Source organism: Lutispora sp. QWL-02 (assembly GCF_058315355.1).
In genome coordinates this window covers 3,433,732-3,454,378 of record NZ_CM177762.1, presented here as the reverse complement: position 1 = coordinate 3,454,378, position 20,647 = coordinate 3,433,732, and the positions used below count along the sequence as shown (strand labels likewise).

General features: G+C 39.9%; 20 protein-coding genes. 17 read left to right on the top strand and 3 right to left on the bottom strand.

Annotated elements, in window-relative coordinates; translation table 11 throughout:
• Window positions 1–2 precede the first annotated feature (2 nt).
• Window positions 3–2,483: a penicillin-binding protein 2 gene (gene mrdA, locus AC4HCY_RS16295; protein ID WP_323430638.1), complete on the top strand. Its 2,481-nt coding sequence runs from the start codon at window positions 3–5 to the stop codon at window positions 2,481–2,483.
• 49 nt (window positions 2,484–2,532) lie between these two features.
• Here mrdA and AC4HCY_RS16290 read toward each other — a convergent pair whose 3' ends face one another.
• On the bottom strand, window positions 2,533–4,227 hold the full coding sequence (locus AC4HCY_RS16290) for a helix-turn-helix domain-containing protein (RefSeq protein ID WP_491094640.1): 1,695 nt from the start codon (window positions 4,225–4,227) through the stop codon (window positions 2,533–2,535).
• Between the two features lie 357 nt (window positions 4,228–4,584).
• On the opposite strand from AC4HCY_RS16290, the gene AC4HCY_RS16285 reads away from it, so the two are divergent.
• From AC4HCY_RS16285 to yhbY, 16 genes are all read left to right on the top strand, one after another.
• The gene (locus AC4HCY_RS16285) at window positions 4,585–5,685 is read left to right on the top strand and encodes an HD-GYP domain-containing protein (protein WP_323430636.1); all 1,101 of its coding nucleotides are present in this window, start codon (window positions 4,585–4,587) and stop codon (window positions 5,683–5,685) included.
• Window positions 5,686–7,683 carry a methyl-accepting chemotaxis protein gene (locus AC4HCY_RS16280; RefSeq protein WP_323430635.1) on the top strand — a complete coding sequence of 666 codons (1,998 nt, stop codon included), beginning with the start codon at window positions 5,686–5,688 and terminating at the stop codon, window positions 7,681–7,683.
• A 153-nt stretch (window positions 7,684–7,836) separates the two neighbouring features.
• Window positions 7,837–8,505 carry a septum site-determining protein MinC gene (gene minC, locus AC4HCY_RS16275; protein WP_323430634.1) on the top strand — a complete coding sequence of 223 codons (669 nt, stop codon included), beginning with the start codon at window positions 7,837–7,839 and terminating at the stop codon, window positions 8,503–8,505.
• Window positions 8,506–8,533: 28 nt separating this feature from the next.
• Window positions 8,534–9,334 carry a septum site-determining protein MinD gene (gene minD, locus AC4HCY_RS16270; RefSeq protein ID WP_323430633.1) on the top strand — a complete coding sequence of 267 codons (801 nt, stop codon included), beginning with the start codon at window positions 8,534–8,536 and terminating at the stop codon, window positions 9,332–9,334.
• A gap of 15 nt (window positions 9,335–9,349) precedes the next feature.
• A complete protein-coding gene (gene minE, locus AC4HCY_RS16265) occupies window positions 9,350–9,634 on the top strand; it encodes a cell division topological specificity factor MinE (protein WP_323430632.1) in 285 nt (94 codons plus the stop codon).
• A 61-nt stretch (window positions 9,635–9,695) separates the two neighbouring features.
• Window positions 9,696–10,427, top strand: a complete 732-nt coding sequence (locus tag AC4HCY_RS16260) for a M23 family metallopeptidase (RefSeq protein WP_323430631.1) — start codon at window positions 9,696–9,698, stop codon at window positions 10,425–10,427.
• A 27-nt stretch (window positions 10,428–10,454) separates the two neighbouring features.
• A complete protein-coding gene (locus AC4HCY_RS16255; RefSeq protein WP_323430630.1) occupies window positions 10,455–11,294 on the top strand; it encodes a M50 family metallopeptidase in 840 nt (279 codons plus the stop codon).
• 11 nt (window positions 11,295–11,305) lie between these two features.
• On the top strand, window positions 11,306–13,159 hold the full coding sequence (locus AC4HCY_RS16250) for a TIGR03960 family B12-binding radical SAM protein (protein WP_323430629.1): 1,854 nt from the start codon (window positions 11,306–11,308) through the stop codon (window positions 13,157–13,159).
• Complete coding sequence (locus AC4HCY_RS16245; RefSeq protein WP_491094639.1) at window positions 13,156–13,857, top strand: TIGR03936 family radical SAM-associated protein; 702 nt, start codon at window positions 13,156–13,158, stop codon at window positions 13,855–13,857. Before AC4HCY_RS16250 ends, AC4HCY_RS16245 begins: the two co-directional genes overlap by 4 nt.
• Before the next feature lie 32 nt (window positions 13,858–13,889).
• Window positions 13,890–15,374 (top strand): Rne/Rng family ribonuclease, encoded by a 1,485-nt coding sequence (locus AC4HCY_RS16240; RefSeq protein WP_323430627.1) that lies wholly within the window; start codon window positions 13,890–13,892, stop codon window positions 15,372–15,374.
• Window positions 15,375–15,504: 130 nt separating this feature from the next.
• A complete protein-coding gene (gene rplU / locus AC4HCY_RS16235) occupies window positions 15,505–15,816 on the top strand; it encodes a 50S ribosomal protein L21 (protein WP_323430626.1) in 312 nt (103 codons plus the stop codon).
• 45 nt (window positions 15,817–15,861) lie between these two features.
• Entirely contained in the window at window positions 15,862–16,158 is a 297-nt protein-coding gene (locus AC4HCY_RS16230) for a ribosomal-processing cysteine protease Prp (protein WP_491094638.1), read from the top strand.
• Between the two features lie 3 nt (window positions 16,159–16,161).
• Window positions 16,162–16,443, top strand: coding sequence for a 50S ribosomal protein L27 (gene rpmA, locus AC4HCY_RS16225; RefSeq protein ID WP_323430624.1), 282 nt, complete (start codon window positions 16,162–16,164; stop codon window positions 16,441–16,443).
• Between the two features lie 138 nt (window positions 16,444–16,581).
• Window positions 16,582–17,859, top strand: coding sequence for a GTPase ObgE (obgE, locus tag AC4HCY_RS16220; protein WP_323430693.1), 1,278 nt, complete (start codon window positions 16,582–16,584; stop codon window positions 17,857–17,859).
• 23 nt (window positions 17,860–17,882) lie between these two features.
• Window positions 17,883–18,068, top strand: coding sequence for a hypothetical protein (locus tag AC4HCY_RS16215; RefSeq protein ID WP_323430623.1), 186 nt, complete (start codon window positions 17,883–17,885; stop codon window positions 18,066–18,068).
• 60 nt (window positions 18,069–18,128) lie between these two features.
• A complete protein-coding gene (yhbY, locus tag AC4HCY_RS16210; RefSeq protein WP_323430622.1) occupies window positions 18,129–18,422 on the top strand; it encodes a ribosome assembly RNA-binding protein YhbY in 294 nt (97 codons plus the stop codon).
• Between the two features lie 159 nt (window positions 18,423–18,581).
• Here yhbY and AC4HCY_RS16205 read toward each other — a convergent pair whose 3' ends face one another.
• The gene (locus AC4HCY_RS16205; RefSeq protein WP_491094637.1) at window positions 18,582–19,076 is read right to left on the bottom strand and encodes a putative ABC transporter permease; all 495 of its coding nucleotides are present in this window, start codon (window positions 19,074–19,076) and stop codon (window positions 18,582–18,584) included.
• A gap of 129 nt (window positions 19,077–19,205) precedes the next feature.
• On the bottom strand, window positions 19,206–20,645 hold the full coding sequence (gene nhaC / locus AC4HCY_RS16200) for a Na+/H+ antiporter NhaC (protein ID WP_323430620.1): 1,440 nt from the start codon (window positions 20,643–20,645) through the stop codon (window positions 19,206–19,208).
• Window positions 20,646–20,647 lie beyond the last annotated feature (2 nt).

Sequence of the window (20,647 nt, the reverse complement as noted above, 5' to 3'; positions counted from 1 at the left end):
TAATGTTAAAAAAATACTTTAGCAATAGATTGAATATAATAAAGCTCTTCACAATGCTGATTTTTTTTGTCATGCTTTTTAAGCTGGCAGAGCTTCAGATAGTAAAAGGCGACTATTATAAGAAGAGATCTGAAACGGTAAGGACAAGGAACATAAATATCACCGCTCCCAGAGGCAATATAGTCGACAGGTACGGAAAAATATTAGCAGGCAACAAGCAGAGCTATTCCATCAGCATTTTAAAAGCAGCTACACCGGATGAAACAATAAATGATATAGCGCTGACAGTAATAAATATTTTGGAGCAAAATGGTGACAAATATAAAGATGAAATTCCTATACTCATGAACCCCATTAGATTTACATTTCAAGATGAAGAGGAGCAATGGAAGGAGAAATATAACATTCAGGGGACTGCTTCTCCTTTACAAGCTTTTAAAAAGCTGCGGGAAGACTACAGCATTTCACAGGATACAATAGATATCGAAGCCTATTCAATATTGAGAGACGAATATGAAGTTGAGCTGCCATTTAAAGTGGATGAGTATCAATACAGCTTTAAAAAGGATGAAAATAAATGGAAAAAGAATAATGGGTTTATGGAAAGTGATACAGCCCTGGATGTATTCAATCAGCTTGCTGCTAAATATAAAATTGATATGACCAAGTATTCGGAAGAAGAAGCAAGAAAGATCATGGCGGTAAAATATCTGCTTAAGCAGAATAAATATCCTGCCTATGAACCTATCGAAATTGCGGCCAATATAAATGATGAGACCAGAGCGATGATTGAAGAGAATAAGATTTTTTTGCCGGGGGTTCAAATAATGGATAAGCCTCTGCGAAAATATCCTGAAGGAGATTTTGCTTCACATATACTCGGGTACCTGGGAAAGATAAGCTCAGACCTGGAAGAGTTGACTCAGAAGGGTTACACACCCCAAGATATGATAGGCAAGTCGGGTATTGAGTACAGCATGGAGGAGCATTTAAAAGGCAAGGACGGTTCAAAGCAAATTGAAGTAGATGCAAGAGGGACTTTAATAGATACCATCGATGAGATTGAACCTGTTCCGGGTGATACGGTGGTGCTCACCCTAGGCTCCAGACTGCAGAAGGTTGCTGAGGAATCTCTTAGGAAGACTATTGAGGAATCGAGAAGCAAAAAACCCTATCCTCAAACCTTTTCAGGCGCAGTGGTAGCCATGGATGTTAATACAGGAGAAATTCTGGCCATGGCCAGCGAGCCCAAATTTGACCCTAATCTCTTTGCTTCAGGAATAAGCAATAAAGATTGGAAATCCATGCAGCCTTTAACAGATGACAGATATGCGCCAAAACCGCTGATAAACAATGCTATATCTTATCCGCTGCCTCCGGGCTCCACCTTTAAAATGCTTACCGCAACGGCAGGACTCGCTGAGAATAAGATTAATACCAGGGAATCCATCGTATGCAGAGGCAGGTATACTGTTATACCCGGTGTTTCCCCTTCTGACTCTCACGGAGCGGTGCATGGCGCAACGAATGTCATAAATGCGATCAAACAATCCTGCAATTACTTCTTTTTTGAAACCGGAAGGAGGCTTGGAGGAGAACTGTTTGAAAAGTATGGGGAGAAATACGGCTTTGGTCAGTATACAGGAATTGAATTGCCCTTTGAAGCCAAAGGAATGATAGAAGGCCCTGCACATAAGCAAAGCATTTATGAAGGGTATATAGAAAGTTATCTTACCTATACAGTGAAGCTTCAAGATGCTGAGGCCAAAAAGGAAATAAAAGCCATGATCTATGAGAAGCCTTCAGAAGGACAAACAAGCTATCAGTTTTATAGGGATATGAAAAAGAGGATTAGAGAGCTTGGGGTAACAGAAGACAAAGCAATCGATAAAATTATTTGGTATATAACAGAGAGCAAATATCGTCCCGGGGATGTGCTGAATGCGGCTATAGGACAGGGGCTGAACAATGTCACTCCCATACAGCTGGCAGCCTATGTTGCAACGGTAGCCAACGGCGGCACCAGATACAAGCCCTATATTGTAAGCAAAGTAATTGCCCACGATGGAAGCATAAAAGTGGAAAAGAAGCCTGAAGTAGTTGAAACTTTGGATGTTTCTCCTTCGGATATGGAGGCCATAAGGAAAGGTATGTTTGCAGTAACAAACGAATACGGCGGAACAGCCAGAAGTACCTTTGCAGGCAGCAAGGTCACTATTGCGGGCAAGACAGGAACGGCGGAAGCAGGGAAATACAGGCCGGACCCAAAGAATAATCCTAAGCTTTATGCACAATATAATGACCATTCATGGTTTGTCGGATTTGCTCCTTATGATAAACCGGAGATAGCTGTTGTGGCAGTTGTATTCCAGGGAGGCTTTGGAAGCGGTTCTGCACCGATTGCCCGGGCAATAATCGAAGAGTATCTGGCATCCGAAGATGCTGAGGACTATATTGTTCCGTGCAATGAGCTGCAGCCGTAATATGACTTAAGCTAAAGCATAGCAATATAAAATAACCTGAATATACAGGTTATTTTATATTGTTTTTTATATTATATGCTATGTATATCAGCTCTTTTAAATGATTTAGCCAGGCTAATACCTCTCTCCTATCCTTATTGACGGGTGCAATGCGATTCCATATATCCAGATAGGCCTTTTCTAAAGCATATGTAATTGTAGGCTCTGATAAGCATACAAATTTAAAAGTGTCATCTTCAGATGACATGGCTTTGCTTTTCCTATTTAAAATATGAATTATTGAATGATTCCGTTTTAAATAAAAATTCATGCCTGCGGTGAAAATGCCTTTATATGTTTTGAGCAATTTTTCATCTATCAATGCTATTTCATAATTATCGGAATTTCTATAGACATCTATTAAAGTATCTAAACACTCTAATATTAATAAAGCTTCATCAGCTTCGTCCGATGACTGGGATAGTTCGCAGTCTTGTTTTTTTTTGTTCAATATAGCTCTTTCTATAGAATCTGTGAGAAATATATCTTTATATTTATAGAAATTTTGGTTTAAATCCAGTGCATACATTTGCTTTTTATGATAGCTTAACATGTTTCTCATCTCATCTTCCCTTGATTCGCTGGATTTAAGAGACTCCTCATATATATTTTCTGATACCAAAAAAGCACTTATCCCATCCCTGAAAGTGTATCGATTGCCCGGGGACTCCTCAAATACTGTCATTGATTTCACTAATTCCATCCAATTCCTTGATTTATGTTCATATAATACCGGATGAGAATATTTGATGGCTTGATGAAACTTGCCGATAAAGGCATCTATAGCATAGCTGTTTTTAAAGAGAAAGCTAAAGTCAAGCTGATGTACGGATTTAGTGCACAAAAATACCAAAGCTCCTATATCAGGCACTATGATCATATCACTTAATGCTGATGAGTGGTCAATATTATTTGAAAGATACGGCAAATAATTCCCGGATTTTAAAAAAAGCATGGTATCTTCAAGAAACCTGTGCGATCTTTCTATGGTGTCATCGAATTTTATTGTAGTAATAACAGTCCACCCATTTTTTAAAAGCTTAACGATTTTTTTTCTATATTCATGGTGATATTCTTCAAAGAGAGCGAGCAAACTGAATTTACTATTTATGGTGATCATAATAGGCTGTTTTGAAGGTGTAGACATCAGAGCTTGGTTGAGAAGTTTGTTTGCGCAGTCCAGTACATTTTCACAGCCGACCATGACATAATCTTCTGAAGATAATGGAATGCGTTCGGATGTTTCAAACAAGGCATCGCTGATTTTTTTGCTCACACTGCAGTGGGTTGAATTGTCGTAGGGATCATTATTTAGCTGTGTTTTTCCTGCAGCGGCATGATTTTTGTTAAGCTTTTTTATATTTGGAGACAGTATATTTTTATTCAGAGAATAACCTTGAGCTTCCAGTAATAAGGATTTTATACTGCAGGCCAAATCGCCGTCGCACTTAACTGATTCTGCAGCTAAGCTATTTAGTATGTCGTTGATCCTATTGAGTTGATATGAGTTTACAATACTTTTGCTGATATAATCCGAAATCATTTTTATGTAAGGAGATCTATTTGACGGTACCTTTTTGCAATTAACCCATCTGCTGATCAATGACGGGTCCACGTTTATTGCTTTTGCCAGTTTGCTGCCGCTTATATCGGCAGCATCCAGCAAGATCTTTAAGCATTTTCCGAATTCAACCTCTAAGCTCATATCATTCCTCCTAGATTGCGGCATTTAATACAGTATAAGTGCGCAACTCTTTTCAACATCAATATCATTAATATTATACAGCAAATTATATTTCAAAAATACTTAATATGGCTATATGGTCCTAAGGCACATTGAATAAGTCATTGACAGAACAATGACTTATTTCGAAATTTTCATCAAAATAACATAAAATAATATAAAATAACATATAATTAGACAAATTATGAAATCAAGTATTTAATATCCAACAGGGCACTTTTTTTCTATGCAGTAAACACACATATAGAGGAGATGATAATGATGACTTTAGGCTTTGGTCACATCAAGTAAGCATACATGCGGAGGAGGTAACAAATATTGAGCTCAATCATGGAAGGCTGCGGAAAGGCTATGATGGAAGACTCTTTAGTCCTGCTTAAAGAATTGGCATATGTACTAAATGAAAACAGCAGCAGAATTATTTCCGGTTGGGTTGATTTTTATGCTTCGTATAATATTAATAACTTATATCAGGATTATGCTGAAGCTTTAGACGGTGTCACCAAGATTTTGAATAATTATATTTTATATTTTGACTCAGGTGAATTCTATGGATTCTATAAAGCTAATAAAATGCTGGCTGAAAATATGGCTGCGAACTATATAAGCTGGGAGGCAATGGAGCAAGTTTTTAGGGCCTTTGAAGCAATTTGCTCCAGTGTTTTTAATGATAAAAAACGTACATGCGGTGCTATAGACAGGATTGATAAGTATCAAACAGTTATGAATAAAACCATAAATGAAGTCTTCAATATATTTTTAAAAGCATTTTTAGAGGTTAAGGATACGAATCTGGTTGCTTTGGCAAAAATGGCCGAATATCATGATCTTGAAACAAGCAAGCATCTCGTCAGGACGAGAGAATATGCGGTATTGCTTGCAAAAGAATTAGATAAAGGAGAGCAGTTCACAAAGTGTATCTATAAAGCAGGACCATTGCATGATATCGGCAAGATTGGAATCAGCGAAACTATACTGCAGAAAAAAGGCAAGCTTTCCAAGGAAGAATTTGAAGAAGTAAAAAAACATACGCTTATAGGGGGAGAACTGATCTCCCAGGCCATAAGGAAACAAAACAAAAGCAAATATTATATAACGGCTTTAGAGATAGCCATGTATCATCATGAATGGTTTGACGGGAGGGGCTATCCTAAAGGGCTTAAAGGGAATCAAATACCAATTTCGGCACGCATATTTGCCGTAGCAGATGTTTATGATGCATTGGTATCGAAACGATCTTATAAGGAAGCTTTGCCTCATGATAGTGCTGTCGAAATTATAAAATCGGAAACAGGACAGCATTTCGACCCGGAAATTATAAAAGTATTTTTGAAAATACAAGATAAGTTTTTAATGATTAAAGATCAGTACAGCTCTGATAATATGCAGAAATGCATAGAATACGATGGAGGGATATAATTGAAAAGCATAAAAACAAGAATGGCATTTTTCCTTTTGATTCTGATATTGGTGATTTGTTCTACCTTAGGTATATTGTCATACCTTAATGCATCTAAAGCACTTACCGATGAAGTTTCCCAATCCATGATACGTGCTGTAGAGCAGGCAAGTAAAATAGTTGACAGCCGCATACAAATCCAGCATAAAAGGATGGAAACCCTGGCAAATATGGAGATAATAAAGAATCCGGCCTACACATGGGAGGACAAGCTTCCGATACTGATGGATGAGATGCAGAGAAACGGTGATATAGCGATAGATATTGTGTCGGCTGAAGGCACCGATCATAGCACTGACGGTACAGTTTCGGATGTATCAGACAGGGAATACTTTAAAAAAGCTATGGCAGGGGAAAATGCCGTATCGGATCCTATAATAAGCAAAACTGATAGCTCTGTTATTATTGTATATTCAGTGCCCATAAAATATGACGGTAAGGTGACCTCGGTACTCACCGTATTGAGACAGAGCAATGAACTTCAAAATGTGATAAAGGATATAACCTTCGGAGAAGAGGGCTATGCATATATGATAAACAAACAAGGCACGACTATAGCACATAAGGAAGAAAAATGGGTTATAAATATGGGCAATACTATAGAAGATGCTAAAAAAGATCAAAGCCTTACTGAACTTGCCGAGCTTGAACAAGAGATGATACAAGGTAAGAAAGGCGTAGGATCTTATATATATAACGGTGTAAAAGCAATAATGGGCTATGGACCGGTGGAGGATACCGGATGGTCTATTGCCGTTACTGCGCCGGAATATGAGGTGCTGGCGGGGCTGAATACTTTAAAGAAAACTATTGTGATAGTATCGGCGACTGTACTTTTGATAGGATTAGTGGTAACATATGTATTCGTCGGATTTATCGCAAAGCCGATAAAGGAAACCACAAAGTATCTGGAGACATTTGCATCCGGGAATTTTGCAGTGGCCGTGGATGAGAAGATGAAAAAAAGGAAAGATGAGCTAGGTGTTTTAACCAGATCTGCGGACACGCTGGGCAGTTCTCTAAGATCAGCTCTTGGAAGTATAATCCAAGGCTTTGATAAATTAAAAGAAATAACCGAGGTAGCTGGCAGCTCTTTAAATAATTTGAATCAGAAATCTGATGAGACTTCCTCCACCGTACAGGAACTTTCTGCGGGGATAGAAGAGAATGCAGCCGCCGCCGAAGAGATGAATGCTTCTGTAGAGGAAATCCTAAAAGCAGTAGAATCGATGGCGGAGAAATCCCAGGAGGGCTCTGTTTCAGTCAAAGAAATCAGTCAAAGGGCTGAAGAAGTCAAGAGCAAAGCTTTGGATTCAAAGAAAAGCGCAACCGATATGTATGATGAATCGCGGGAAAAATTAAAGGAAGCTATCAAGGAAGCAAATTCAGTAGAGGAAATAAATGTTCTTTCTGATGCTATACTGCAGATCACATCCCAGACCAATCTGCTGGCATTAAATGCTGCTATAGAAGCGGCAAGGGCGGGAGATGTAGGAAGAGGCTTCGCGGTAGTAGCCGATGAGATAAGAAAGCTTGCGGAAGACTCTAAAAATGCCGTTTCCGAAATCCAGAAGGTCGCAGAAAACGTTATTTTATCAGTAGGCAATCTCAGGGACAGTGCAAGGGTGCTTTTGGATTTCATAGATAATAAGGTAATAAAAGACTATGAAGATAATGTGAAATTAGGAGATCAGTATAGCTTAGATGCATCTTTTACAGATGAAATGGTCACAGATTTTAGCGCAACGGCACAGGAGCTAACGGCTTCCATGAATAATATCGCAAAGGCCATAGATGAGGTTTCCATAACCGTCAATGAAGGCGCTAAAGGAACGGAGGATATAGCTCAAAGGACCATAGTCATAGTAAAAGACGTAAATAATGTGAGGGAACAAATGGATATGACTCTTGAATTGATTACCAAGCTGCATGAGGAAATAAGCAAATTTAAGATATGATGCATAATGCCGGCGCACGATGCGCCGGTTTTTCTATTGAGACGAAATCTTGTCATAATGAGGAAATATCTCATAAAAAAAGAAGGAATTACAATACTTTTGCAGAAAATATATAAGATAGTTATAGGATAGTTAACTTCAGGAGGAATGCGGATGAAGGACAACGCAATAGTATTCAAAGGTACAAAAGAAGGACTATACATAGTATTAAAGGAAGAAATGAATTTCTCGGATATCATTCAGCAATTGGAAGTAAAAATAAAACCATCCAAAAGCTTCTTTGAGGGAGCGAAAATAGTGAATTTTAAGGGCAAGAGTTTATCGCTTAAAGAATATAATGATTTGGCAGATATTTTGCAAAACCAGTACGGAATGCAGTTTTTAGGGGATTATGAAGCTCTATGCAGCAATATTGCTGCCGGTAAGGAAGAGGAAAAAAACCAAGCGAAACCGGAGCCTGTTATCAAGCAGGGACAAGGCGATGAGGAGAAAGCTGTTTTTATCAGAGGGACCATAAGATCAGGCCAGCTGATAAGATCTGAGGGCAATATAGTAGTATTGGGCGATGTAAATCCCGGAGCCTATCTGGAGGCAGCAGGAAGCATTACGGTTATGGGAAAGATGAGAGGTACAGGCCACGCCGGTACTCAGGGAGATTATAGTACATATATTGCAGCATTCAGGCTGGAGCCTATGCAATTAAGAATCGGAGATATAGTTACCAGACCGCCTGATGGAAAACAGTATAAGTCAAAGGTGCCTGAAATGGCATTTGTTAAGAAAGGTATGATCATAGTAGAGCCATATTTGGGGAAACGATAATTTATTAATTTGCAATGGAGGTAATAACATGGGTGAAGTAATAGTAATAACTTCAGGCAAGGGCGGTGTGGGCAAGACAACAACAACTGCTAATATTGGTACCGGTTTGGCCTTGGAAGGCAAGAGCGTAGTACTTTTAGACGCAGATATTGGACTGAGGAACCTGGATGTTGTCATGGGCCTGGAAAATAGAATAGTGTATGATCTTGTGGATGTAATAGATGGAATTTGCAGAATGAAACAAGCTTTGATAAAAGATAAAAGATATCCAAATCTTTATCTCATGCCTGCTGCACAAACAAAGGACAAAAATGCTGTGACTCCCGAGCAAATGTTGAAGCTCACCAAGGATTTGGCTGAAGAATACGACTATATTCTGGTAGATTGCCCGGCAGGGATAGAACAAGGCTTTAAGAATGCTATCGTAGGAGCTAATAGGTCAATTGTTGTTACAACTCCGGAGGTATCCGCAGTCAGGGATGCAGATAGGATCATAGGACTTCTCGAGGCTAACGGATTGAAGAATCCTCAGCTCATCATAAACAGGGTAAAGATCGATATGGTAAGGCGCGGAGATATGATGAACATTGATGATATGGTAGATATACTGGCCATTGATCTTTTAGGAGTCATTCCGGATGATGAATACATAGTAGTATCGACCAACCGCGGAGAACCGGCAATAAGTGACAGCAAATCATTGGCAGGACAAGCCTATAAGAATATAGTGAAAAGAATACTCGGAGAGAATGTACCATTTATGAGCCTGGATTCAGAAGAGGGCTTTATGGCAAGATTAGCGAAGGCTTTTGGCTTTCGGAGAAAATAGAAGGGGGGAGGGAAAATGGATTTGTTCAAACTTTTCAATAAGGGAGAAGGAAATAACAGCAAAGATATTGCTAAGGAAAGGCTTCAGCTCCTTCTGATACATGATAGAGCGAATGTGTCTCCTCAATTTCTGGAAATGATAAAAGGTGAAATAATGAATGTGATCACGGATTATATTGAAATTGACGAGACGGGTCTGGAATTCAAGCTGACGCGAACAAAGCGGGACAGTGATAATTCAACGGTACCTGCACTGGTTGCCAATATACCGATAAAGAAGATGAAGGAAAATATAAGGTAGCAGGCATATTTATCCTCCTTGACCCATATATATTAGAGAAAATACAATGGAGGAGGATAATATGGATAACAACAGCTTCAATTTTAATACGGAAAGCTTACCTAAACCTCGATATATCAATGAATACAGAAAAATGGGAGATATGTTCAGGCCTAGGCCTGGTAGGGACAAGAGCTTCTTAGATAAGCTGCTTTTCCAAATATTTATCTCCCTGATAATATTGGCTTTTGTTTTACTGATCAACAGTATAAATGTCAGTATCGCTAAGGAATTTACCCTTGGGATTAAAAAGGTTATAAATTGGAAAGTGGATTTGCAAGGTGTAATGCAGGTTATAAAAGGCACAAACCTTATTGAAGACAAGAATAATATGGATGAAGCGGCACCGTTGCTCCCTGTGAGCAGCGACAAGGTGTTTATTATGCCTATAGAGGGAGAGATAACCTCTGAATTTGGGCAAAGAGTGCATCCGGTATTTAATACAGTTAAAGCTCATAATGGGATAGATATTGCAGGACAGTACGGAGATAAGATAAAGGCATCCATGAAGGGAACAGTTTCTGAAGTAGGCGAGGACAGTACCCTGGGAAAGTATATATGGATATCAAACGGAAAATATAAAACCCTATATGCTCATTGTTCAAAAATAATCGCCCAGCGAAACCAAAAGGTAAAGCAAGGCGATATTATTGCTGAAGTAGGCGATACAGGTTTATCCTCAGGCAGCCATCTGCATTTTGAGATTTGGGAGAATGATACGCCTGTGAATCCTCTGGATAAGTTCAGCACCTGATGTATGGATAGTACGGAGGTTTAAGTTGTGAGGATAAAAATAAACATATCTTTTATCCTTTTTTTATTTATAAGCATATATATGGGATTATGGCAGAGTGCCTTGGTTATCTTCATGAGTGTTTTGCTGCATGAATTAGGACATAGCATCATAGCAAGATGCTTCAAGATCAAAGTGCTGGAGATACAGCTATTCCCCTTTGGCGGCATTGCCTTTACTGAGAATATTGCTAAATACGGAGGCCGCATAGAACTTATCGTTGCATTGGCCGGACCTTTTGTCAGCATGTTTGTGGCTGCGGCTTTTTATTTTTTTGGAGAAGAATTTTTTTTAAGCAGTATGATTATCAAGTACAATGCTGTTCTTTTCCTGTTTAATCTTATACCTGCCCTGCCTTTGGACGGAGGAAGCATAGTAAGGAATTTGCTTTTATCACGAAACAGCTACAAAAAGGCTACAAGGCATATGACCAGATCCGGTAAAATACTGGCTATAATATTGACATCATACAATATTAGCTTACTGATTAAAGGAAACAGGACTATAGCATATGCGGCCGCTGCCGTATTTATATTTGCCGGAGCTTTAAAAGAAGAAAAAAACTGCTCTTATATATATTTATTAAATAGAAATAATAAAAAGAAAAGGATGCTCCAGGACTTTCCTGCAAGGCAGATGAATGTCTCGGGAGAAACCTATATAAACAGCGTAGTTGATCAGCTAAGCCCCGGTAATGTATGCAAGATTATGGTATATGATGAAAAGGGAAATTTTAAAAAGGAGCTTTGTGAAGCAGATATAATGGATGGCTTTATGAAATATGGATATTATGCTAAAATAAAGGATATAGTTACTAAAGAAAAATAGGAGGATTAATATTGGACTTAAACATAAAGGATTATATATATGATAAATTGCTCCCAAAGGTAGAAAGGCCGGGAAGATATATAGGCACCGAATGGAACAGCATTCATAAGGCCTTGGAAGGCATAAACATAAGATTCGCTTTTTGTTTTCCTGATTCTTATGAGGTGGGCATGTCGCATCTTGGAATGAAGATATTATATCATCTTTTGAATGATCAAAAGGATATATATTGTGAAAGGGTATTTGCTCCCTGGCCTGATATGGAAAGCTTGATGAGAAAAGAGGATATAAAGCTTTTTGCGTTGGAAAGCAGAGACTATATACAGGATTTTGACTTTGTAGGCTTTACCCTTCAGTATGAAATGAGCTATACCAATATAATCAATATGCTTGACCTGGCAGGCGTCCCCAAGCTGACATCCCAGAGGAGGGAAGGAGACCCCTTTGTGGTGGCTGGAGGCCCCTGTGCATATAATCCCGAACCCTTAAGTCAGGTCATCGACTTTTTTATGCTGGGAGAAGGGGAAGAACAGATGCTTGAGGTTATGGAAGTCTACAGGCAATGGAAGGTCAAGGGGATGAAGAGAGAAGAATTCCTGGAGCTGGTATCAAAGGTCCGAGGAGTATATGTGCCCTCCTTCTATGATGTAAGCTATAATGAGGATAATACCATAAAATCAATTATGCCGAACAAAGAAGGAGTTCCCGAAAAGGTTAAGAAAAGGGTAATAAAGGATCTGAACAAAGCATATTTTCCTGATAAAATCATAGTTCCATTTATAGATGTTGTGCATGACAGAATAATGCTTGAGATTTTCAGAGGCTGCACCAGAGGCTGCAGATTTTGCCAGGCCGGCATGATATACAGGCCTGTGCGTGAAAGAACCGTGGAAGAACTTTTTTCCATAGCAGAAAAGCTTGTTGAAAGCTCGGGCTATGAGGAAATATCATTATCATCCCTTTCAACCGGAGACTATTCTAAGCTCAGCGAGCTGGCGGAGAAGCTTTTGTCCGAATATGAGAAGGATAGAATCGGCCTGTCTTTGCCTTCTTTAAGGATTGATTCAATTTCTTTGAAGCTTTTGCAGGAAGTCCAAAAGGTGCGAAAGACCGGATTAACCTTTGCACCTGAGGCAGGCAGTCAGAGACTGAGAGATGTGATTAATAAAAATGTTACTGAAGAAGACCTGATAAACTCTGTTGGAGCAGCCTTTGATCTGGGATATAGTAATGTCAAGCTTTATTTTATGATCGGATTGCCTACGGAGACCATGGAGGATGTTGAGGGTATAGCGGATTTGGGTTATAAAGTTATGGAAAGATACTATCAAGTGCCAAAAAATCAAAGGGGTAAAGGCATCAATATAACCATAAGCACATCCTGTTTTGTACCCAAGCCTTTTACACCCTTCCAATGGGAGCCTCAGGATAACATTGAAGCGATGAGAGAGAAGCAGAAGCATCTGCAGAAGATGCTGCGGAAAAAGGGATTTACTTATAACTGGCATGATCCAAATTTAAGCCTTCTGGAAGCGGTTTTTGCCAGGGGAGACAGAAGGCTTTCAAAGGTTTTGATAAGAGCATGGGAGCTGGGCTGCAAATTTGACGGCTGGGATGAGCATTTCAAATATGAAGCATGGCTGCAAGCCTTCGAAGACTGCGGCATCGAACCGGAGTTCTATGCCCTGAGAAAAAGAGAATTGGAGGAAGTGTTGCCTTGGAGCCATATCGATGTGGGGGTGACTAAAAAGTATTTAAAGAGTGAATACAGGAAAGCTCTAAAGGGGGAAACAACAAGGGACTGCAGGACAGTATGCACAGGATGCGGTATCAATTTGCTTGAGGAAGGCGGAGTATGCAAATGATAAATATGAGACTAAAATTTATTAAGGGACGGGAGACTAAATATATATCACATTTGGATCTTTTGAGAACCTTTCAGAGAGCATTGAGGAGAGCGCATATACCCATGGCCTATTCCGGGGGCTTCAACCCTCATCCCGAGATGTCCTTTGCTTCTGCGTTGGGAGTAGGCTTGACCAGCATGGGAGAATATCTTGATATCGGAGTTAATGAAGAGATATCTGGGGAAGATGTAATTATGCGCCTGAATGCTGTTCTTCCTGTGGGCCTAAGAGTTGAAAATGCTGTGGTTCTGAAGGAAAAGCCCAGGAGCGGCATGGCTTTAGTCAGCCATGCCAGATATAATATATATTTGCGTTTCGAAAAAGATATTGATATTGAAGACTGCTTGAGGAGTTTTCTGGCGCAAGATAATATTTTAGCGGTAAAGCAGCAACCCAAGAAGGACTTTAAGACGATTGAAATTGATATAAAGCTTATGATAAGAGAGATAAAAGCCTTGTCTCAAGGTGGCGGTGAAGTGGTGCTGGACTGTGTTCTGTCGAGCGGCAGCAAAGCAAATCTGAAGCCTGAACTGATGCTGCAGGCATTAAAAAAGCAAATAGGCGATATTTTCGAAGATGAAAAAATCGAAAGGATAGATTTATACAGCGATATGGAAGGTGAGCTTACCCCGTTGCTGCTGATAGATAATGCATAGAGTATAAAAGACAACTCATTCTCCGAGGATAGGTGGCGATTAATATAAAAGAGATAATAGTGGATATAAGTTTCGGACAGACAAGAGCTGCTCTGCTGGAAGACCATGAGCTGGCCGAGATATACATGGAAGGCCAGGAGGGTCAAAGCATAGTAGGAAACATATACAAAGGCTTGGTTGAAAATGTTCTTCCCGGAATGGGTGCTGCTTTTGTTGATATAGGCACCGGCAAGAATGCCTTTCTATATGTAAAGGATGCGCTGCCCAATTTATTTAATATTGACGGAGAAGTGCTGGCTGAGCAAGATAGAATTAAAGACTATGAAATTGGAGACTATTTAAAGGCAGGGCAGGAGGTTCTTGTGCAAATAGCTAAAGATCCCATTGACAGCAAAGGAGCAAGGGCTACGACACATATAACATTGCCCGGAAGGTTTGGGGTTCTCATGCCTACTGTAGATTATATAGGGATATCCAGGAGGATTGAGAATGAATCTGAACGAAACAGGCTGAAAGAATTGGCAGCTCAGGCTAAACCCGAAGGCATGGGCGTTATAGTGCGAACTGCAGGAGAAGGCTGTCGGTTATCGGATTTAGAATCTGATATGGAATTTCTCACCAGGCTTTGGGAAGATATTAAGCAAAAAAATATGAAGACCTCGGCACCTAAGATCATTCATAAAGACATGAGCTTGTTTTTTAGAATTGTCAGAGATATGTTTACGAAAGATATAGATAAACTCATAATAAATAATAAAGAGTACCATGAAAAAGCATTGGAATTAATATCGATGATATCCCCTGATCTCAAGCCGAGAATTGAATATTTCAGCAAGCATTATGAGATATTTGACTATTACGATATAGAGGAGAAGCTTGAAAAGCTGATTTCAAAGAAGGTATGGTTAAAATGCGGAGGTTATATTGTGATAGATCAAACTGAAGCTTTGACGGTCATTGATGTCAATACAGGCAAGTATGTCGGAAGCAAGGATCTCACAGATACTGTTCTTAAAACAAATATTGAAGCTGCCAGGGAGATCGCAAAGCAACTGAGGCTCCGGGATATAGGCGGTATAATAATAATAGATTTTATAGATATGAGCGACAGCAATCATGAAGATATGGTGCTGGAGGTTTTGAAAAACGCACTGAAAAAAGACAAGAGCAGAAGCAATGTTTTGGGCATTACTAACCTGGGGTTAGTAGAAATGACGAGAAAGAAGGTCGTACAGCCAAAGACAAATATTATGCAATCTGCATGTCCTCATTGCTTGGGCACCGGGAAGATACTATCTAAGCAGACCATATTCAAAAAAATTGAGACCGAGATAAGCAAGATCTTATTCAACAAAAGCTATAGAAAGGTAGAGATACTTGCAGCCCCAGAACTGGCGGAAGAGTTTAATAATGCATATAGTGAGGAAATAGAAGCCTTGTGCAGGAAACATGATAAAAACATCAGAATTATACCGGATTCTTCTGTACCCAGAGATGAATTTAAAATTATAAAATGAGATACAGCTATGTTTGACAAAGAAAAATCCCTATGATAAAATATTACGGTGTAGGCATATCCGCTCGGGTCGGGTCTAAAAAATTACCTTGCATCCGGCGAGACTTATTTTGAAGGAGGTGCATTGCCTAATGTATGCAATAATAAAGACTGGTGGAAAACAATACAGAGTCAGCGAAGGCGACGTAATCTGGGTAGAAAAGCTTCCATATGATGATGGAGAAAAAGTATCTTTTGATGAAGTTCTCCTGGTTGGAGGCGATGGTGAAATCAAAGCCGGTACCCCGGTAGTAAACGGAGCAAGCGTTGAAGGAACTGTACTTAAAAGCGGCAAGTCCAAGAAGATAATAGTTTTCAAGTACAAAGCAAAGAAGGATTACAGAAAGAAGCAAGGACACAGACAGCCGTTTACCCAAGTTAAGATTGAAAAAATAAATGCTTAATGCTATATGATTACAGTAAATATTCTTATGACGGCGGGAGATAGGGTGAAAGAGCTAAAGGTTACCGGGCATGCTGATTTTAGCGAACATGGCAGTGATATTGTCTGCAGTGCAGTTTCAGCTCTGACCCAAACCGCTCTGTTAGGTCTTGTCGAGATTGCTGAATTGGATTTAAAATACTGTATCAAGGAAGGCTTCTTAAGTTTTTCCATACCTGATACCGATGAGTTGGATAAAAAACTTAAGGCCTGCGCTATAATAGATACCATGGTTATGGGTCTAAAAAACATCGAGGAGAATTACTCGCCTTATATAAGGTTGATTGTAAAGAAGGAGGTGTAATTTATGTTTAACATAAATCTTCAATTATTCGCTCACAAAAAGGGAGTAGGAAGCTCAAGAAACGGACGTGACAGCCATTCTCAGAGATTGGGAGTGAAGAGAGCCGATGGTCAGCCGGTTAATGCAGGCTGCATACTAGTAAGACAGAGAGGCACCAAGATCCATCCGGGAAATAATGTTGGTATAGGTAAAGATGATACATTGTTTGCTATGGTGGAAGGTGTTGTAAAATTTGAGAGAAAAGGCAAGGATAAAAAGCAGGTAAGTGTTTATCCTGTTGCTTAATTCATCAGATACTTATAGGTGCAGCTAAGCTGTGCCTTTTTTATTACATATTCTTATAGGATAAAACCTGTTCATATGAATTATAATATGGAAGGAGAAGCCGGGGATTCGATTACGAATAATTATGAGGTGAGAAGCATGTTCATAGATAAAGCAAGGATATATCTGAAAGCGGGAGACGGCGGAGACGGAAAAGTATCCTTCAGAAGGGAAAAATATATACCGAATGGCGGACCGGACGGCGGAGACGGCGGCAGCGGAGGCAGTATAATATTTGTTGCGGACAGCAGCATGAGAACATTGATGGATTTTCGTTATAAAAGAAAGCATGCGGCGGCAAATGGGCAGACCGGCGGAGCCAATAACTGTTATGGTAAAAGCGGAGAAAATTTATATATCAAAGTGCCTGTGGGCACAATAATATATGATGAACAAAGCAAAAGAGCTCTCGGCGATTTAAGACATGAGGGGCAGGAGCTTTTGGCAGCCAAGGGCGGAAGGGGAGGCAAAGGGAATGCTCAATTTGCCACATCCACAAGGCAGGCTCCGAGATTTGCCCAGCCCGGTGAAAAAGGTGAAGAAATATGGATTGAGCTTGAATTAAAGCTGATAGCTGATGTAGGCTTAGTAGGCTTTCCTAACGTAGGAAAATCTACGCTTCTGTCTGTGGTCACCGCTGCAAGGCCCAAAATTGCAAATTATCATTTTACAACCTTATCCCCAAACCTGGGAGTGGTGGAGCTGGACCCGGGCAGAAGCTTTGTGATGGCCGATATACCCGGCTTGATCGAAGGAGCACATGAAGGGGTAGGCCTTGGCCATGATTTTTTAAGGCATATTGAAAGGACCAAGGTCATAATACACGTGCTTGATGTTTCTGGAACTGAAGGGAGAGACCCTATAGAAGATTTCAGAAAGATAAACAATGAATTAAAGCTGTACAGCGAAAAGCTTGCTTCGAAACCTCAAGTGATCGCATGCAACAAGATGGATATACCAGGTTCGGACAAAAATTTTGAAAGAGTTAAGCTCTTCTTATCCGGTGAAGGCTACGATATTTTTCCCGTTTCGGGAGCGACAAAGATGGGCATAAAACCTATGCTGGATAGAGTATATAATATATTGGAAACCATGGAAGATGAAGAAGAAATTGTTGAAGTAGACAAGGATTTGTTGTATCATAAATATACGGATGCTAAAGAATTTACGATAAAAAGGGAAAATGAGATATATGTCATCGAGGGGCCTTTGGCGGAAAGACTTTTAGCATCAGTGAACATGGATGACAGCGATTCCGTAAAATACTTTCAGCGTGTTATTAGAAAGAGGGGTATTGTCGATGAGTTGAAAAGTATGGGTATAAATGATGGCGACACTGTAAAAATGGGTAATATTGAATTTGAATATTATGATTAGCAAGCGGAGGTCAATTTATTATCATGGACTGCATACAATGTGAAAATTGTAAACAGAATACCCCAACGTATTTTTGCATAGCAAAAAATCAAATACTTATCAATGAAAACTATGTACAGAATTTAGAAAAGAATAGAAGCGGCTGGAAAAAAGGAGATCCGGATTACGAAACTCATCGAAGAAGAACCAAAAAAGAAGCAGAAGCATAGTGCAACATAGCAGACGGAAGTCTGCTTTTAAAATATATGAGATAAAAGACGGGAGGAAATATGTTAAATAGCAGACAAAGAGCTTATTTAAGAAGCCTGGCAAATGGCCTGGAAGATGTATTTCAGATAGGGAAATCAGGTATTATTCCCTCAATGGAAAAGGACATCAGCGCTTGCCTGGAGGCAAGAGAGCTGATAAAGGTCAAAGTGCTTGACAACTGTGAACTTGATGTGAGAGAAGCAGGCCATGAGTTGGCTGCGGCTATTAAAGCAGATGTAGTGCAGATCATAGGGAATAAATTTGTGCTCTACAGAGAATCGAAAGAAAATCCCAAGATCCAACTGCCCAAATAGAAAATGCCGGGGTGATAGCATGAAAAGGGAGATTGCAGTGGTGCTCAGTATATTTATCATTATTGCAATGATATTGCCAATAATTTTATCAATATTTAATATACAATGATTTATGAATGTATAGAAGGTTCGACATGGAATAAGGGTAAAATAAAAAAATTAGGCTTTTTTAAAAGGCCTAATTTTTTTATCGGGACATTCTGCAGTTCGATCCGAGCTATACTCCAGCAATACAGACTTAGGAAGCTTCTCAAATGCTATGAGGAAGTCATGCACTCTCTCATAGAGCAAGCCTGTGAAAAACCAAGCTACTGTGAAGTCCAGCCTTATGTAGCCTTTCACGGATAATATTCCATTGCCGTAATCCCACGGGCAATGGCCTAATGCGCCGTCTAGAGCCCAGCCGCACAGATATTCTATGGCAAATATGATTAGGACCCATATGCCTCCCCTCAGATAAGTATTCCAATTCCTGATCTTGTTATGAACTGGTTCCAGAAATAATCCCATTCCGTAGATGAAAAACATCCACATATAGGTGAAACTGTATAGCATGAAATTGCCATGAAGCAGTGAACCAAATCCGGTCCATAAAATCTCCAGGCACCAGCCTATCAGGCCGTAGGCGATAAATCTTAAAAATTTTTCTTTCATAAAAATAGTATCTGCAGGGTAAAATTAAATATCCTTATATAAGTTTTCTAGAATCGCCAGTTTTCGGTACTGCAATTAAAAATAACCTCGCTGAAATGAACAACGAGGTTATTTTATCTATCTTGCTATTTATGCGCTGACTGTTGCTTTACCCTTATATTCCGGCGCGGATGGGTCATCCTCAAGCTTCATCATTGTGATGCCGGCATAACCGAATACAATTGATACTATTGGACTTACAAGGTTAAGCACAGCATATGGAACATAATCAACTGTAGGAATGCCAAGATAGCCTGACATAGCAGCACCGCAGGTATTCCATGGAATCAATGATGATGTCATTGTACCGGCGTCTTCAAGACATCTGGAAAGGTTTCTTGGAGCCAAGCCTCTCTTATGGAATTCATCCCTGTACATTTTACCGGGAAGAACTATTGCCAGATACTGGTCTCCGGCTAAAGCATTTACAAATATACAGGAGAGTATTGTAACAGTAACAAGGGAGCCTGTGCTTTTTGCAAATCCGAGTATCTTCTTTGCTAATGTTTCCAGCATTCCTGACTTTTCTAGCATTCCGCCGAAAGTCAATGCACACATGATAAGAGAAATTGTCTTCATCATGCTTTGTAAACCGCCGCTAGTGAGTAGCTCATCCAGCAGTGCATTTCCCGTTTCGGATACTACTCCGTTTTGCATTGCATCCAATACTGCACCTAAGCTGGCGCCTTGGAATATTATAGCGGCAGCACCGCCGAGGATGGTACCTATCATAAGCCCTGGTATAGCGGGGGTTTTCATGGCAACCAAAGTTATAACTATTATTGGCACTAATAGAAGTATAGGACTGATTGTGAAGTTTGCACTCATAGTGCTTATGAGTTCATTGATTGCTGCTGTATCAAGTTCTTTGCCGGCAAATTGGGCACCCATTATCCCAAAGGCTATTAGAGCTATGACATAGCTTGTTCCAGTAGTAAAAAACATGTGTTTAATATGGTCAAAGAGGTTTGAGCCAGCCATAGCTGGTGCAAGGTTTGTGGTATCGGAAAGGGGTGATAATTTATCACCGAAATACGCTCCGGAAATAATAGCACCTGCTGCCATGGGGCCTGGAACTCCGAGACCTACTGCAACGCCCATAAGGGCAATACCAACTGTTCCGGCTGTGGTCCATGAACTACCCGTTGCTAGGGATACTATGCTGCATAATATCATGGAAGCTATAAGGAAAAATGCAGGGGATAATACCTTTAGTCCATAGAAAATTAGTGTGGGCACTACACCTCCAAGAATCCATGTGCCTATGATCATACCTATAATTGCGAGAATTATTATAGCTTGCATTGTACCACTTATTGTAGCGATAAAACCTTCTTCGATTTCCCCCCAAGTGAAGCCCAATCTGTAAACTGCTATCAAAGTAGTTATGATTGAACCCAAGACTAAAGGAATGTGCACGTCTCCCCCTAGAACCAGTATAGTATACATTAGGATACCGACTGTCAAGACCACGGGAACTAAGGCTTCAAGCACAGTGGCTTCTTTTTTCTGTCTTGCTTTGCTGGACATTA

Coding starts and splice junctions, on each gene's coding strand:
- mrdA (WP_323430638.1), top strand. CDS start 3: ATGTTAAAAAAATACTTTAGCAATAGATTGAATATAATAAAGCTCTTC.
- AC4HCY_RS16290 (WP_491094640.1), bottom strand. CDS start 4,227: ATGAGCTTAGAGGTTGAATTCGGAAAATGCTTAAAGATCTTGCTGGAT.
- minC (WP_323430634.1), top strand. CDS start 7,837: ATGAAGGACAACGCAATAGTATTCAAAGGTACAAAAGAAGGACTATAC.
- minD (WP_323430633.1), top strand. CDS start 8,534: ATGGGTGAAGTAATAGTAATAACTTCAGGCAAGGGCGGTGTGGGCAAG.
- minE (WP_323430632.1), top strand. CDS start 9,350: ATGGATTTGTTCAAACTTTTCAATAAGGGAGAAGGAAATAACAGCAAA.
- AC4HCY_RS16260 (WP_323430631.1), top strand. CDS start 9,696: ATGGATAACAACAGCTTCAATTTTAATACGGAAAGCTTACCTAAACCT.
- AC4HCY_RS16245 (WP_491094639.1), top strand. CDS start 13,156: ATGATAAATATGAGACTAAAATTTATTAAGGGACGGGAGACTAAATAT.
- rplU (WP_323430626.1), top strand. CDS start 15,505: ATGTATGCAATAATAAAGACTGGTGGAAAACAATACAGAGTCAGCGAA.
- rpmA (WP_323430624.1), top strand. CDS start 16,162: ATGTTTAACATAAATCTTCAATTATTCGCTCACAAAAAGGGAGTAGGA.
- obgE (WP_323430693.1), top strand. CDS start 16,582: ATGTTCATAGATAAAGCAAGGATATATCTGAAAGCGGGAGACGGCGGA.
- AC4HCY_RS16215 (WP_323430623.1), top strand. CDS start 17,883: ATGGACTGCATACAATGTGAAAATTGTAAACAGAATACCCCAACGTAT.
- yhbY (WP_323430622.1), top strand. CDS start 18,129: ATGTTAAATAGCAGACAAAGAGCTTATTTAAGAAGCCTGGCAAATGGC.
- AC4HCY_RS16205 (WP_491094637.1), bottom strand. CDS start 19,076: ATGAAAGAAAAATTTTTAAGATTTATCGCCTACGGCCTGATAGGCTGG.
- nhaC (WP_323430620.1), bottom strand. CDS start 20,645: ATGTCCAGCAAAGCAAGACAGAAAAAAGAAGCCACTGTGCTTGAAGCC.